Source organism: Kribbella sp. NPDC023972 (assembly GCF_040639075.1).
Taxonomy (GTDB): domain Bacteria; phylum Actinomycetota; class Actinomycetes; order Propionibacteriales; family Kribbellaceae; genus Kribbella.
This window is the reverse complement of sequence record NZ_JBEZZH010000005.1, coordinates 426,701-439,605: the sequence shown is the minus strand read 5'-3', so window position 1 is coordinate 439,605 and position 12,905 is coordinate 426,701. Positions and strand designations below refer to the sequence as shown.

At 66.8% G+C, this 12,905-nt stretch carries 10 protein-coding genes; 7 read left to right on the top strand and 3 right to left on the bottom strand.

Features of this window, described 5'->3' with window-relative positions; genetic code table 11:
* A complete protein-coding gene (locus AB0F43_RS22685) occupies positions 1-816 on the bottom strand; it encodes a methyltransferase domain-containing protein (protein ID WP_360480055.1) in 816 nt (271 codons plus the stop codon).
* Positions 817-1,107: 291 nt separating this feature from the next.
* On the opposite strand from AB0F43_RS22685, the gene AB0F43_RS22680 reads away from it, so the two are divergent.
* Both AB0F43_RS22680 and AB0F43_RS22675 read left to right on the top strand, forming a co-directional pair.
* Positions 1,108-2,964, top strand: a complete 1,857-nt coding sequence (locus AB0F43_RS22680; protein ID WP_360480052.1) for an ABC transporter substrate-binding protein — start codon at positions 1,108-1,110, stop codon at positions 2,962-2,964.
* Complete coding sequence (locus AB0F43_RS22675; protein ID WP_360480049.1) at positions 2,961-4,055, top strand: ABC transporter permease; 1,095 nt, start codon at positions 2,961-2,963, stop codon at positions 4,053-4,055. Before AB0F43_RS22680 ends, AB0F43_RS22675 begins: the two co-directional genes overlap by 4 nt.
* A gap of 37 nt (positions 4,056-4,092) precedes the next feature.
* On the opposite strand, the gene AB0F43_RS22670 is transcribed toward AB0F43_RS22675, so the two are convergent.
* On the bottom strand, positions 4,093-5,289 hold the full coding sequence (locus AB0F43_RS22670; protein ID WP_360480046.1) for a transposase: 1,197 nt from the start codon (positions 5,287-5,289) through the stop codon (positions 4,093-4,095).
* A gap of 102 nt (positions 5,290-5,391) precedes the next feature.
* Here AB0F43_RS22670 and AB0F43_RS22665 point away from each other — a divergent pair, with 102 nt between their 5' ends.
* The 3 genes from AB0F43_RS22665 to AB0F43_RS22655 are packed head-to-tail and all read left to right on the top strand — an operon-like array spanning position 5,392 to position 7,959.
* Positions 5,392-6,270 carry an ABC transporter permease gene (locus AB0F43_RS22665; protein WP_360480043.1) on the top strand — a complete coding sequence of 293 codons (879 nt, stop codon included), beginning with the start codon at positions 5,392-5,394 and terminating at the stop codon, positions 6,268-6,270.
* Positions 6,263-7,075: an ABC transporter ATP-binding protein gene (locus tag AB0F43_RS22660; protein WP_360480040.1), complete on the top strand. Its 813-nt coding sequence runs from the start codon at positions 6,263-6,265 to the stop codon at positions 7,073-7,075. Before AB0F43_RS22665 ends, AB0F43_RS22660 begins: the two co-directional genes overlap by 8 nt.
* On the top strand, positions 7,072-7,959 hold the full coding sequence (locus AB0F43_RS22655) for an ABC transporter ATP-binding protein (RefSeq protein WP_360480037.1): 888 nt from the start codon (positions 7,072-7,074) through the stop codon (positions 7,957-7,959). Before AB0F43_RS22660 ends, AB0F43_RS22655 begins: the two co-directional genes overlap by 4 nt.
* Positions 7,960-7,972: 13 nt before the next feature.
* On the opposite strand, the gene AB0F43_RS22650 is transcribed toward AB0F43_RS22655, so the two are convergent.
* Entirely contained in the window at positions 7,973-10,009 is a 2,037-nt protein-coding gene (locus tag AB0F43_RS22650; RefSeq protein ID WP_360480034.1) for a phosphocholine-specific phospholipase C, read from the bottom strand.
* Positions 10,010-10,247: 238 nt separating this feature from the next.
* On the opposite strand from AB0F43_RS22650, the gene AB0F43_RS22645 reads away from it, so the two are divergent.
* Positions 10,248-12,485: a GAF domain-containing protein gene (locus AB0F43_RS22645; RefSeq protein WP_360480031.1), complete on the top strand. Its 2,238-nt coding sequence runs from the start codon at positions 10,248-10,250 to the stop codon at positions 12,483-12,485.
* Complete coding sequence (locus tag AB0F43_RS22640; protein ID WP_360480028.1) at positions 12,482-12,865, top strand: response regulator; 384 nt, start codon at positions 12,482-12,484, stop codon at positions 12,863-12,865. The genes AB0F43_RS22645 and AB0F43_RS22640 overlap by 4 nt, the downstream gene beginning before the upstream one ends.
* Positions 12,866-12,905: the final 40 nt, after the last annotated feature.

Here is a 12,905-nt window from a genome sequence, read left to right as displayed (position 1 = left end):
TCAGCGGCGGATTCCCACCGCTTCCAGGTATTCCGCGCGGGCGGCGACCGTACCGTCGTCGGCGTAGTCGAACGGACGCGGTACGTCGGCGAGCTCGCGGGCGAACTGGTGCAGGTCTTCGCCGTCCAGGGTCCCGGCCAGCCGGGTGATCGGTCCGTAGAAGTCCCGGAACCAGTCCGAGAAGTGCTCCGGCGAGTGGTAGCGGAACACGTACTCGCGCCGGTTCAGCGCGACCCACTCGACCCGGTCACCGAACAGCTCGAAGAGGTGATCCTCCGTGCCCCACAGCGTCGGCGGGCGGACCCCGGCCGGCGGTGGTGCCCACTTCGACACCGTCTTGAACAGCTGCCCGACCATGCCGGTCGGGGTCCAGCTCGCCAGCGCGATCTTGCCGCCCGTCGCCGTCACCCGGACCAGTTCGTCGGCGGCCTGCTGGTGGTTCGGCGCGAACATCACGCCGACCGTGCTGCAGACCAGGTCGAACGACGTGTCCGGAACCGGCAGGTTCTCGGCATCGCCCTCGGTGAAGGTCACCGGCAGGTGTTCGGCGGCGGCGCGCTCGCGGCCCTGCTCCAGCAGGTTCGGAGCGTAGTCGACGCCGGTCGCCTCGGCGAAGCGGCGTGCGGCCGCCATCGCCGCATTGCCCTGACCACAGGCGACATCCAGGACCCGTTGCCCGGCCCGTACGTCGGCGGCCTCGACCAGGAGTTCGGCGATGATCTGCAGGGTGTTGCCCACCCGCGGGTAGTCGCCCGTTTGCCAGGCGGCCCGCTGCTTGTCCTTGATCGCCTCGAAATCCACGGCCGTGTTCGTCATGTCTCCCCCTGTTTCCCGCGACCGCCCGGTGCGGTCCGTCGTACTCGATGGAAGACGCCCGCCGTGTGACGCGGCGTGTGACGAACTCCGGACGTCTCCGCCCGCGGCTCATTAGGCAGAGCGAAGCAACGTTGTCAGAGGTTGGTATATCGACTGACCTGGGGGTTCGGCGTGATTGTTTCAACGTGGCAATGAACTCTTGCCAACGTTGTCATCGCTACTTATAGTCCGTGACACCTCTCGGTCGGTGACCGCCCTGTCCGCGCAAGGAAATCGGAGGTGACGTTCGTCATGAGCGCCGTATCAGACACGAATGAAGGGCCGCGCCCGCAGTTCGAAGACGTCGATGACGTGGTCCGCTATCAGCTGAGCCGGCGGAGCCTGGTCGGAGGCGGCGCGGCCGCCGCGCTGACCGGCCTGCTTGCCGCCTGCTCCGGCAACGGCGGCTCCTACTCCGACAAGCCCGCCAACAACCAGCCCGCCGCGACCAAGTCAGTCCAGATCGGCAAGGCCAACATCCCGGTCCCGCGGGATCAGTCGGTGATCGTCGGCCAGGTCGAGTACACGGTCTTCGACAGCTTCAACGGGATGATCCCGAACGGCTCACCCGGGGGCGCGGGCGTCGAGCTCGCCACCGAGCCGTTGTTCTTCCTCAGCTTCGCCACCGGCAAGCTGACGCCGTGGCTGGCGACGGAGTACAAGTACAACGACAGCCACACCGAGCTGACCATGAAGTTCGATCCGAACGCGCACTGGAGCGACGGTCAGCCGCTGGGCGCGAACGACTTCAAGTTCACCGTCATGCTGCTGAAGGACCGGCCCGACCTGTTCGGCGGCGGCGGCGAGCTGAAGGAGTTCGTGAAGGACGTCGAGGTGACGGACGACCACACCGCGGTGGTCAAACTGCTCAAGCCGACGCCGCGGCTCCACTACAACTTCATCGCGGCGATCTCCGGCGCGCCGATCAACGTCATGCCCGAGCACGTGTGGAAGTCGCAGGACCCGACCAAGTACAAGGACAACCCGCCGGTCCGGTCCGGGCCGTACAAGCTGAAGCAGGCGATCCGCAACCAGAAGATGTTCGTCTGGGAGAAGGACCCGAACTACTGGAACAGGGGCAAGCTCGACGTCAAGCCGCAGTACGTGATCTTCCAGAGCATGTCGAAGCAGGCCGACCAGGCCGCGCTGGCGTTCGAGCGAGCCGAGTTCGACGTCGGCTCGATCGACGCCCAGCACGCCAAGCAGCTGAGCAACACCGGCTACCCGAACCTGCAGACCACGCAGTTCCACGACCCGAACCCGCGGGTGCTGTGGCTGAACTGCGACCCGGCCCGGGGTGTGATGGCGGAGCCGAAGATGCGCTGGGCGATCAACTACTGCCTGGACCGGGAGAAGATCGGCAAGTCGGTGTGGCAGGTCGAGGTACCGCCCGCGAGCTACCCGTGGGCCGACTACCCAACCAACGACAAGTGGAAGAACGACGAACTGGCGAACAAGTACAAGTTCGAGTACAACCTGGACAAGGCCAGCGAGCTGCTGGACGAGATCGCACCGAAGAACGCGTCCGGCAAGCGCACCTACAAGGGCAAGGAGATCGTCCTCGAGATCATCACGCCCGCGCAGGTCGACAAGGACGAGTACGCGATCGCCAACGTGCTGAAGACCGACCTCGCGAAGGTCGGGGTGCCGGCCACGCTGCGCAGCCTGTCCGGCAGCGTGCACGACGAGAAGTTCCAGCGCGGCGAGTACGACATCGACTCGAGCTGGGCCGGGTTCGCCATCGACCCCGAGCAGCTGTACACCGACTGGGAGAGCAGCAAGGCGCAACCGGTCGGCAAGAACGCCGCCGGTAAGAACAAGATGCGGTTCCGGAACCCGAAGTTCGACGAGGTCTCCCACCAGCTGGCCGGAATGGACCCGAACAGCGAGGAGGCGAAACCGCTGCTCGACCAGGCGCTGGAGATCTACTTCCAGGAGCTGCCGATGCTGCCGGTGATCCAGACCGGCTACCCGCAGTTCTTCAACACCACCTTCTGGACCGGCTGGCCGACCGACGACGACCTCTACGAGGTGCCGCTGAACTGGTGGCCGCACTTCACCTTCGTGCTCGGCAAGATCAAGCCCACCGGGCAGAAGGGACCGGCGTGACGGCGGAAGCCCCGCCGGTGGCAGCTGTCGACAAGAGCCAGGACTCGGCACCTTCCTCGGGGGTGCGGGCCTGGCTGTCACGGCATCCGCTGGCGGCATACGCGATCCGCCGGTTCGGGCTGTACCTGGTCGAGCTGTGGGGCGCGCTCACCATCGCGTTCTTCTTCTTCCGGCTGATTCCTGGTGACCCGATCCAGACGCTGATCCAGACACTGCAGCAGAACTACATCTACAACCAGCAGGCGAGCGCCGAGATCATCGCCCGCTATCAGCAGGAGTTCGGCCTCACCGGGAACCTGTTCTCCCAGTACCTGAAGTACATGGAGAAACTGATCCTGCACGGCGATCTGGGCCCGTCGCTGATCAACTACCCGACGCCGGCTCAGGACGTGATCCTGAGATCGTTGCCCTGGACAATCGGTCTGCTCGGGATCTCCGCCGTGCTGGCCTGGGTCCTCGGCGTCGTCATCGGTGCGATCGCCGGCTGGCGGCGCGGCAAGCTCGGATCCGCGATCGCGACCAACCTGTCGATCGCGCTGTCTCACGTGCCGTACTTCTTCGTCGCGCTGATCCTGGTGTACATCTTCGCCTACTCGATGGGCATGCTGCCGGCGAGATCGGCGTACGACTCCTCCATCAATCCGGGGATCACGCCGCAGTTCATCGGCAGTGTGCTGAAGCACGGGTTGCTGCCGGGCCTGTCGATCGTGCTGATCGGCACGTTCAGCTGGATCCTGTCCACCCGGATGCTGATGGTCCCGGTACTCGGCGAGGACTACCTGGTGTACGCCGAGGCGAAGGGCCTGAAGGGCCGGCGGATCCTGACCCGGTACGCATTGCGGAACTGCTACCTGCCGCAGATCACCGCGTTCGGCATCTCGCTCGGCTTCATCTTCAACGGCAATGTGCTGGTCGAGCAGCTGTTCAACTACCCGGGTCTCGGCACCACGCTGGTCACGGCGATCCAGCAGCTCGACTTCAACACCATCCTCGGCGTTACCGACATAGCGATCTTCTCGGTGCTGACCGCCGTCCTGCCCCTGGATCTCCTACTGCCACTGCTTGACCCGCGGGTCAAGTACTGGAATTGACGTCCTCCCCGTCCTGAAGAGACGGGGATTCCAACCACTACGCGGAGGTAGCGTGTTGAGGTTCACGCTTCGGCGAGACCCGTACGGGCGTCTCTCGGCGTGCGCTGACGGCCCGTCCGGCCGCGATGTTCGCTGCCGCGTTCACGTCCGCGTTCGCCAGGTGCCCGCAGGCCACACACCGGAAGACCGCTTGGCTCTCGCGGTTTCCCCATGCGCGATGCCCACAGACGCTGCAGGTCTGCGACGTGAACGCGGGATTCACTTTCTCGACCCGGCCCGCGGCCTTGTGCTCCAGGCGCCGGACCAGCAGGCCCCAGCCGTTGGCGAGGATGCCCCGGTTCAGTCCGGCCTTGGCGCGGCGACGGTTCGGCAAATACACGCCTGGCCGTTCGGGATCGGGCTTGGGCTTGGGTCGCCCGGTCATCTGCGTGATCCGCAGGTCCTCGACCCGGATGACATCGAAGCGGCGGGCGAGGGCGGTGCTGGTTTTCTCGACCCAGTCCTTGCGTCGGTCGCCGGAACGGGCGTGCAGCTTGGCGATCGCGGCCTGCACCCGGCGTCGCCGGTTGGAGCCGCGACGGCACCGGGCCAGGCGGCGTCGCAGGTGCTTCAGCCGTTCCTGTTCACGGTCCGACAGTCCTGGGCACGACAGGAGTTCGCCGGTGGACAGGGCGGCCGAGACTGCGATGCCGCGGTCGACGCCGACGACCTCACCTGTGCCAGATGCGGGGATCGGTGGTGGGATGACGGCGAACGCAAGGTGCCAGCGGCCCGCGCGGTCGCGGGTGATGCGGTACGACTTCGCGTCGGGAACGGTACGGGACAGCCGGAAACGTACCCATCCGACCTTGGGCACCCGCACCCATCCCCGGTTGCGGTTCAGCTTGACCACGCGACCCGCTTGCGGGCCGACGATCCGAAATCCTTCGTGCAGGCCGGCTCTGCGCCACGTCGGTCGTCGGTGGGTCCCGGCGTAGAAGTTCTTGACGGCTTGGTCGAAGTCTCGCAGCGCTTGCTGTTGGACGGTCTGCGACCCTGCCCGCAGCCAGTCGAACTCGGCCCGGGCCTCGGTCAACTGCCGGCATTGCGCAGCAAAGCCTGGTGCCGCGGCGTTGTCGCGGGTCCACATCGACCACTGCTCAAGCGCCAGGTTCCACACGTATCGGGCATACCTGCACTGCTCCAGCAACGCAGTCTGCTGTGCGGCGGTCGGGTACATCCGGTATCGCGACATGCCGCTGATCCAATCAGCCGGGACCGACAGTTCCCGATCTCCGAAGGGAGGCAGTCGTGGTGCCCCGGCCCTGAAGGCCGAGGCTTCCCCGCGACGAATCCGATGAGCAGAGCAATTACCGCAATACTGCGAACCGTCCGGAACAGCCGCCGGCTCGCGGCCGGACTGGTCATCCTCGGACTGATGGTTCTGCTGGCGCTGTTCAGCCCACTGATCACGAAGGCCATCGGTGGCGACCAGGACCCGATCGAGGTGGCGGCGTACGAGAAGTGGCTCGTGCCGGGGCCCGGACATCTGCTGGGCACCGATCAGTTCGGCCGGGACGTGTTCGCGATGGTGGTGAAGGCGCTGTCGGTGTCGTTGCAGATCGGCGCTATTGCCGGGGTGATCTCGACTGTGGTCGGGGTGATCGTGGCGTTCGTGGCCGGGTACAAGGGTGGATGGATCGACGGGGTGCTGTCGACGTTCACCGGGGTGCTGCTGGTCATTCCGACGTTCCCGTTGCTGATCGCGTTGTCGGCGTACGCGAAGAACGTCAGCCTGTTCCAGGTCGGGGTGATGATCTCGATCTTCTCCTGGCCGTTCGCGGCGAAGACGATCCGGGCGCAGGTGCTGAGCCTGCGGTCGCGCCCGTACGTCGACCTGGCCCGGGTGAGCAAGGCGCGTGACCTCGAGATCATCACCACCGAGCTGCTGCCGAACCTGCTGCCGTTCATCGGGGTCGGGTTCGCGTCGTCGGCGCTGGGGGCGATCTTCGGGCTGGTCGGCCTGGAGGTGATCGGGCTCGGGCCGGGTGGCGTGATCGACCTCGGCCAGATCATCTTCAACGCGATCAACACCGGGGCGCTGACCCTGGGCGCGTGGCCGATGTTCGTGGTTCCGATCGTGCTGCTGACGTTGCTGTTCGCGGCGCTGAACATGATCAATATCGGGCTGGAAGAGGTCTACAACCCGCGGCTGAGGGGAGTGGCCGGTGAATGACTCGGTGCTGGAAGTGAAGGGACTGGAGGTCACCTACTCCACCAACCGCGGTGACGTGAAGGCGGTGCGCGACCTGGATCTCGCCGTCCGCCGAGGCGAGATCCTCGGAATCGCGGGGGAGTCGGGCAGTGGAAAGAGCACGCTGGCGGTCGCGTTGCTGCGATTGCTGAAACCGCCGGGCAGGGTGACGGCCGGCTCGGCGATGTTCCATCCGGCCAAGCGTTCACCGGTGGATCTGCTGAAGGTGAACGGCGAGCAGCTTCGGGTCCTGCGGTGGTCGGCGTTGTCGTACCTGCCGCAGGGATCGATGAGCTCGCTCAACCCGGTGATGCGGGTGCAGGACCAGTTCAAGGACGTGATCCTGGAACACGCGCCGGCGCGCAAGGCCTCGCTGGGGGAGTTGATCCCCAGGCTGCTCGGCCAGGTCGGGTTGGAGCCGCGGGTCGCGCGGATGTATCCGCACGAGCTGTCGGGCGGGATGAAGCAGCGGGTGCTGATGGCGATCGCCGTCGCCCTCGAACCGGACCTGGTGATCGCCGACGAGCCGACCACGGCGCTGGACGTGACGATCCAGCGCGTGATCCTGCAGTCCCTGGCCGACCTGCGCACCGACTTCGGTGTGACGCTGATGGTGATCTCGCACGACATGGGTGTACACGCCCAGTTGGCCGACCGGGTCGCGGTCATGTACGAAGGCCGGCTGGTGGAGGTCGGCGACGTACGGCAGGTGTTCAAGGACCCGCAGGACCCCTACACCCGCCAGCTGATCGAGTCGATTCCGCGACTGGGACGGAGGGCCTCATGAAGTCCGAGCTCGAACTTCGTGGCGTGCAGCAACGATTCCATGCCCGTGGGGTGGCCGGCGGCTACATCACCGCGGTCGACGACGTGAGCTTCACGCTCGCGGCCGAACCGCCGCAGGTGGTCAGCCTGGTCGGGCAGAGCGGCAGCGGGAAGAGCACGATCGCCCGTAACGTGCTCGGCCTGCAGAAGCCGACCGCCGGGTCCGTGCTGTACGGCGGCAAGGACATCTTCAAGCTGAGCAGGGCCGAGTACGACGCGTACCGGCGCGACGTCCAGCCGGTGTTCCAGGATCCTTACGCGATCTTCAATCCCTTCTACCGCGTGGATCGGGCGCTGTGGAAGGCGGTGAAGAAGTTCGGGCTGGCGTCGACCCGGTCCGCCGGCTTGAAATTGATCGAGGAGTCACTGCGCGCCGTCCGGCTGGAGCCCGAGAACGTGCTCGGCCGCTACCCGCACCAGTTGTCCGGCGGCCAGCGGCAACGCATCATGCTGGCCCGGGTACACATGCTGCGGCCGTCGTTCATCATCGCGGACGAGCCGGTGTCGATGCTGGACGCCCAGGTGCGCAAGCACTTCCTGGACATCCTGCTCGACTTCCAGCGCGAACACGGCATGACCACGCTCTTCATCACCCACGACCTGTCCACCGTCTACTACCTGGGCGGCGAGGTTATGGTCATCACCAAGGGCTCCATCGTCGAACGCGGCCCGGTGTCGACCGTCATGCACGAGCCGTCGCACCCGTACACGAAACTCCTGCTCGACTCCATCCCCCAACCCGACCCCGACAACCGCTGGACCACCCGCATCAAGGTCGACGAACTCGACGAGGAGGAGAAGACCGAAGCCCCCGCCGCCAGCGCCCCGGAAACCCCGATCATCTGAAGGCAACCTTCGGTCAGACCGTCCGGATCGCGGGGTCGCTGAGGCCTGAGGCGCCGGTTTCGACGTGGCCGGCGAAGCGGCGGAGGTACGTCGGGTCCGAGTCGGTGGCGACGTGGACGTCGTACCAGCGGCTGGTGGTGGTCACGGTGTGAGTGGTCTTGCCTGGGCGAAGGGTGAAGGTCTTGGGGCTTCCGCCGTACGCGTTGGTGATGGTGATGCGGACGGCGGTGGTCGTGGTGAAGGTGAGGTCGAGGTCGCCGGTGTGGGGGTTGTCGCGGGCGGTGACCTCGAGGGTGGTGGCGGGCTTGCCCTTGAAGGCACGCAGAAAGCCGTTCGGGCCGTGCACGGTCAGATCGTAGACGCCGTTGGAGTACACGGTGTTCCAGCTGTCCGCGATGCTCTTGCCGGCCTCGGTGGTGTACGTCCACGGACCGTCGGTCCGGTTCGCGGACGTGATCAGGAACTGGGCGCCGGCCTCGGGGCCGGAGCTGAACGTCAGCGTGTACTTGCCACCGGCAACTGATCCGTCGATGACCGATGCGTAGGGCAACGGCCTGGTACGGCGACGGCCGCGCTCCTGGGCCGGGACACTGCCGACCGCGGGCGGCGTCGGCCGGTAGTCCGGGTGCCGGTCGTTGTCCGGGGGCTCGTACGCCGAGGTGTCGGGCAGGTCCGCCGGCCGGGTGTTCGACGTACCGAAGTCGAAGGCGGAGGTGAGGTCACCGCAGATCGCCCGCCGCCACGGCGAGATGTTCGGCTCGTGCACACCGAACCGGCGCTCCATGAACCGGATGATCGAGGTGTGGTCGAACACTTCCGAGCAGCTGTAACCACCGGTGCTCCAGGGCGACACCACGAACATCGGCACCCGCGGCCCGAGTCCGTACGGCCCGGCGACGTACTTGCTGCTGCCAGGGTAGTAGTCCAGCGTCGTGTCGATTGTCGACAACCCCTGCGCGGCGGACGCCGGCGGGTACGGCGGGACGATGTGATCGAAGAAGCCGTCGTTCTCGTCGTACGTGACGAACAGCGCGGTCTTGCTCCAGACCTCGGGGTTGGCGGTGAGCGCATCGAGGACCTGGGAGATGTACCAGGCGCCGTAGTTGGTCGGCCAGTTCGAGTGCTCGCTGAACGCCTCGGGGGCGGCGATCCAGGAGATCTGGGGAAGGCGGCCGGCCTTGACGTCCGCGGCCAGCCGGCCGAACAGGTTCTCACCGGTCTTCGCGTTGGTGCCGGTGCGGGCTTTCTCGTACAGCGCGTCGCCCGGCTGGGCGTTGCGGTAGGTGTTGAAGTACAGCAGCGAGTTGTCGCCGTAGTTGCCGCGGTACGCGTCCTCGATCCAGCCCCAGTGGCCGGCCGCGTCGAGGCCGTCGCCGATGTCCTGGTAGATCCTCCACGAGACACCGGCCTGCTCGAGCCGTTCCGGGTACGTCGTCCAGCCGTAGCCGAGCTCGTCGTTCCCCAGCACCGGGCCGCCGCCGGTGCCGTCGTTGCCGGTGTACCCGGTCCACAGGTAGTAGCGGTTCGGGTCGGTCGCGCCGATGAACGAGCAGTGGTAGGCGTCGCAGATGGTGAACTTGTCCGCGAGCGCGAAGTGGAACGGGATGTCCTCGCGGGTCAGGTACGCCATCGTGACCGCGGACTTGGCCGCGATCCACTGGTTGTACTTGCCTTTGTTGATGGCCTGCTGTCCGTCCGGCCAACTGTGCGGCAGGCCCTGCAGGAACTGCAGGCCGAGGTCGTCGGCCTCCGGGTGGAACGGCAGCGTCTCCTGGCCGGTGCTGCTCGTCTGGTGCCAGATCGGCTGACCGCTTGGCAACGTCACCGGCCGGGGATCGCCGAACCCGCGGACACCCTTGAGCGTGCCGAAGTAGTGGTCGAACGAACGGTTCTCCTGCATCAGCACGACGATGTGCTCGACATCCTCGATACTGCCGTGCCGGCGATGCGCCGGGACCGCGGCCGCCTGCTCGATGCTGTTCGCCATCGCACTGAACGCGGCCGTGGCCCCGGCGAGCTCTAGGAACCTCCGACGGTTGATGTCTGGCATGCGCGTCTCCTGGTGGGCGGTGGGGCGGGTGGAGTCTGGAACACCAGCACTGCATCGCAGGCACCCTAGCCTGAACGATTAACCGATGGAAGATGAACTCTGCTGTCTGTTCCAGGCACGTTTCACACTGTTCCGAGCGTTCAAACGGTGGTTCGATCACCGATGGTGATTGCTCCTTGCCACGAACGGGGGGAGACTTGATGGCGCGGCCTGGGGGACCCGGGGTGGGGAGGCTGCGATGGACGGGCGGGCGCTCGCTGGGGCCGCCGGATCGGACGTGGACCACCAGCGGATCCAAGGTCAGCTCGCGGCCTTGTCCGACCAGTTCTCCGCGGCCAACGAAGTACTCTCCGCGGTCGGCCGCTCGGCCGGCGACCCGGACCGGGTGCTCACCACGATCGTCGAGAGCGCGCGCCGGCTGTGCCGGTCGCAGGCAGCTCAGCTGTACGTGTTCGGGAACGGGTACTACCGGCTCCTCAAAGCCGTCGGGATGTCGGAGGAGTCGATCCGCTACATCACCGAGCGCCCGATCCCGATGGATCGTGGGACGTTGATCGGCCGGGCCGGCCTGGATCACACCACCCAGCAGATCGCCGACGTCTTGGCCGATCCGGACTACAACCGCCAGGACCTGCAGCGGGTAGGGGGCTTCCGGACCACGATGGGCGCGCCGATGCTGATCGACGACGAGGTGGTCGGGGTGCTGGGCGTCTGGCGCAACGACGTCAGTCCGTTCGACCAGCGGGAGCAGAACCTCCTGACCGCCTTCGCGGGGCAGGCGGCGATGGCCGTCAACAGCGTGAAGCTGGTTCAGCAGCTCGAGGCGCGCGGCGCCGAGCTGGCCCGCCGGGTCAATGAACTGGAGGCGCTGCGCGAGGTCGGTGAGGCGGTCAACTCCAGCCTCGACGTGACCGAGGTGCTGTCGACCATCGCCAAGCACGCCGTCCGGATCTCGGCGACGGACGGTGGTTCGATCATGGAGTACGACCAGGACGAGCAGTGCTTCCTGGTGCGGAGCGTCTACCAAACCGATCCGGGCGTGATCGAACGGCTGCGGACGACCCGCATCCACCTCGACGAGACGTTGGTCGGCCGCGCGGCCAAGCTCGGCCGGCCGCTGGCGGTGCCGGATCTCGGTACGGCCGAGCTGGATCCACACCTGGCCGTGCTGTACGAGGCCGGCTGGCGCTCGCTGGTCGCCGTACCGCTGCTGCGCGCGGGGCAGATCCTCGGCTCGCTGGTCGTGCGCCGCAAGCGGCCGGGCGAGTTTTCAGCCGAGGCGCTGACGCTGCTGGAGATGTTCGCCGATCAGTCGACGCTCGCGCTGCTGAACGCACGGCTGTTCCGGGAGCTCAAACAGCGCAGTGCGGAGCTCGAGGTCGCGAGCCGGCACAAGTCCGAGTTCCTGGCCAGCATGTCGCACGAGTTGCGTACGCCGCTGAACGCCGTTCTCGGATTCTCCGAAGTGCTGCTGGAGCGCATGTTCGGGGAGCTCAACGAACGGCAGGAGGAGTACCTTCGCGACATCCACGGCTCGGGCAGGCACCTGCTCGAACTGCTGAACGAGATCCTCGACCTGTCCAAGGTCGAGGCCGGCCGGATGGAGCTGGAGTACTCGACCTTCCCGCTGCGCCGGGTGCTGGAGAACACCGCGTCGATGCTGCGCGAACGGGCCACCGCGCACAGCATCGATGTCCGGGTCGAGATCGACCCGGACATCGACCAGGTGTACGCCGACGAGCTGCGGCTCAAGCAGGTCGTGCTCAACCTCATGACGAACGCGGTCAAGTTCACCGACGACGGCGGCTCGGTGGTGGTCCGTGCGACCCGGTCCGGTGGCGACATCCACATCGCCGTCACCGACACCGGTCGCGGCGTCCCGGCGGAGGATCGCGAGCGGATCTTCGAGTCGTTCCAGCAGGGCGGCCGAGGTCCGTCGCAGGAGGAGGGCACCGGGCTGGGGCTGACGCTGTCGCGCCGGATCGTCGAGCTGCTCGGCGGCCGGATGTGGTTGGAGAGCGAGGTCGGGGCCGGCAGCACGTTCGGATTCTCCTTGCGCAGCAGGGAGAACGAGGGTCGGCCGGACGCGAGCCGGCGGGTCGGTGACGTGGTCGTCATCGAGGACGACCGGCCGTCGGTCGACCTGATGACGGCGTACCTGTCCGGAGCGGCGTTGCGGGTCACGGTGGCCGGTGACGGCCAGTCCGGGCTTGACGCCGTACGCCGGGTCCGGCCAGTCGCCGTACTGCTGGACATCAGGTTGCCGGGGATCGACGGGTGGGCGGTCCTCCAGGCGCTGAAGGCCGAACCGGCAACGCGCGACATCCCGGTCGTCATCGTCTCGATCGTCGACGAACGGGCGCGCGGCGCCGCTCTCGGTGCCGCCGGCTATCTGGTCAAGCCGGTCAGCCGGGACGCCTTGCTCCACGCTCTGAGAGCGGTGGGAGCCGTTACAGACGAGGGGGAGCATAGATGAACCCAGGGCGGATCCTGGTCGTGGAAGACAATCCGAAGAATCTCAAGCTGGTGCGCGACGTATTGCGATTCTCCGGCTACGAGGTGATCGAGGCGACCTCGGGCGAGGACGGGGTCCGGCTGGCGGCGTCGGAGGAACCGGACCTGATCCTGATGGATCTGCAACTGCCCGGTATCGACGGCGCCGAGGCGTTGCGCCGGATCCGGGCGAGCGAGCGGACCCGCGACGTACCGGTGGTGGCGGTGACGGCGTTCGCGATGGATCATGACCGTGAGCGCGCGTTCGCGTCGGGATTCACCGGGTACGTCGAGAAGCCGATCAGCATCCGCCGGCTTCCCGAGCAGGTCAGGGACTTCCTCCGGCTCGGCGGTGCCCCATGACCGTATTGATGCCACGCCTCCGGCGCGGCGGGTCATGGGG

Bases quoted from the DNA above. Each gene is read 5' to 3' on its own strand.
- AB0F43_RS22670 (WP_360480046.1), bottom strand. From the start codon at position 5,289: ATGTCGCGATACCGGATGTACCCGACCGCCGCACAGCAGACTGCGTTG.
- AB0F43_RS22685 (WP_360480055.1), bottom strand. From the start codon at position 816: ATGACGAACACGGCCGTGGATTTCGAGGCGATCAAGGACAAGCAGCGG.
- AB0F43_RS22665 (WP_360480043.1), top strand. From the start codon at position 5,392: ATGAGCAGAGCAATTACCGCAATACTGCGAACCGTCCGGAACAGCCGC.
- AB0F43_RS22650 (WP_360480034.1), bottom strand. From the start codon at position 10,009: ATGCCAGACATCAACCGTCGGAGGTTCCTAGAGCTCGCCGGGGCCACG.
- AB0F43_RS22645 (WP_360480031.1), top strand. From the start codon at position 10,248: ATGGACGGGCGGGCGCTCGCTGGGGCCGCCGGATCGGACGTGGACCAC.
- AB0F43_RS22640 (WP_360480028.1), top strand. From the start codon at position 12,482: ATGAACCCAGGGCGGATCCTGGTCGTGGAAGACAATCCGAAGAATCTC.
- AB0F43_RS22680 (WP_360480052.1), top strand. From the start codon at position 1,108: ATGAGCGCCGTATCAGACACGAATGAAGGGCCGCGCCCGCAGTTCGAA.
- AB0F43_RS22655 (WP_360480037.1), top strand. From the start codon at position 7,072: ATGAAGTCCGAGCTCGAACTTCGTGGCGTGCAGCAACGATTCCATGCC.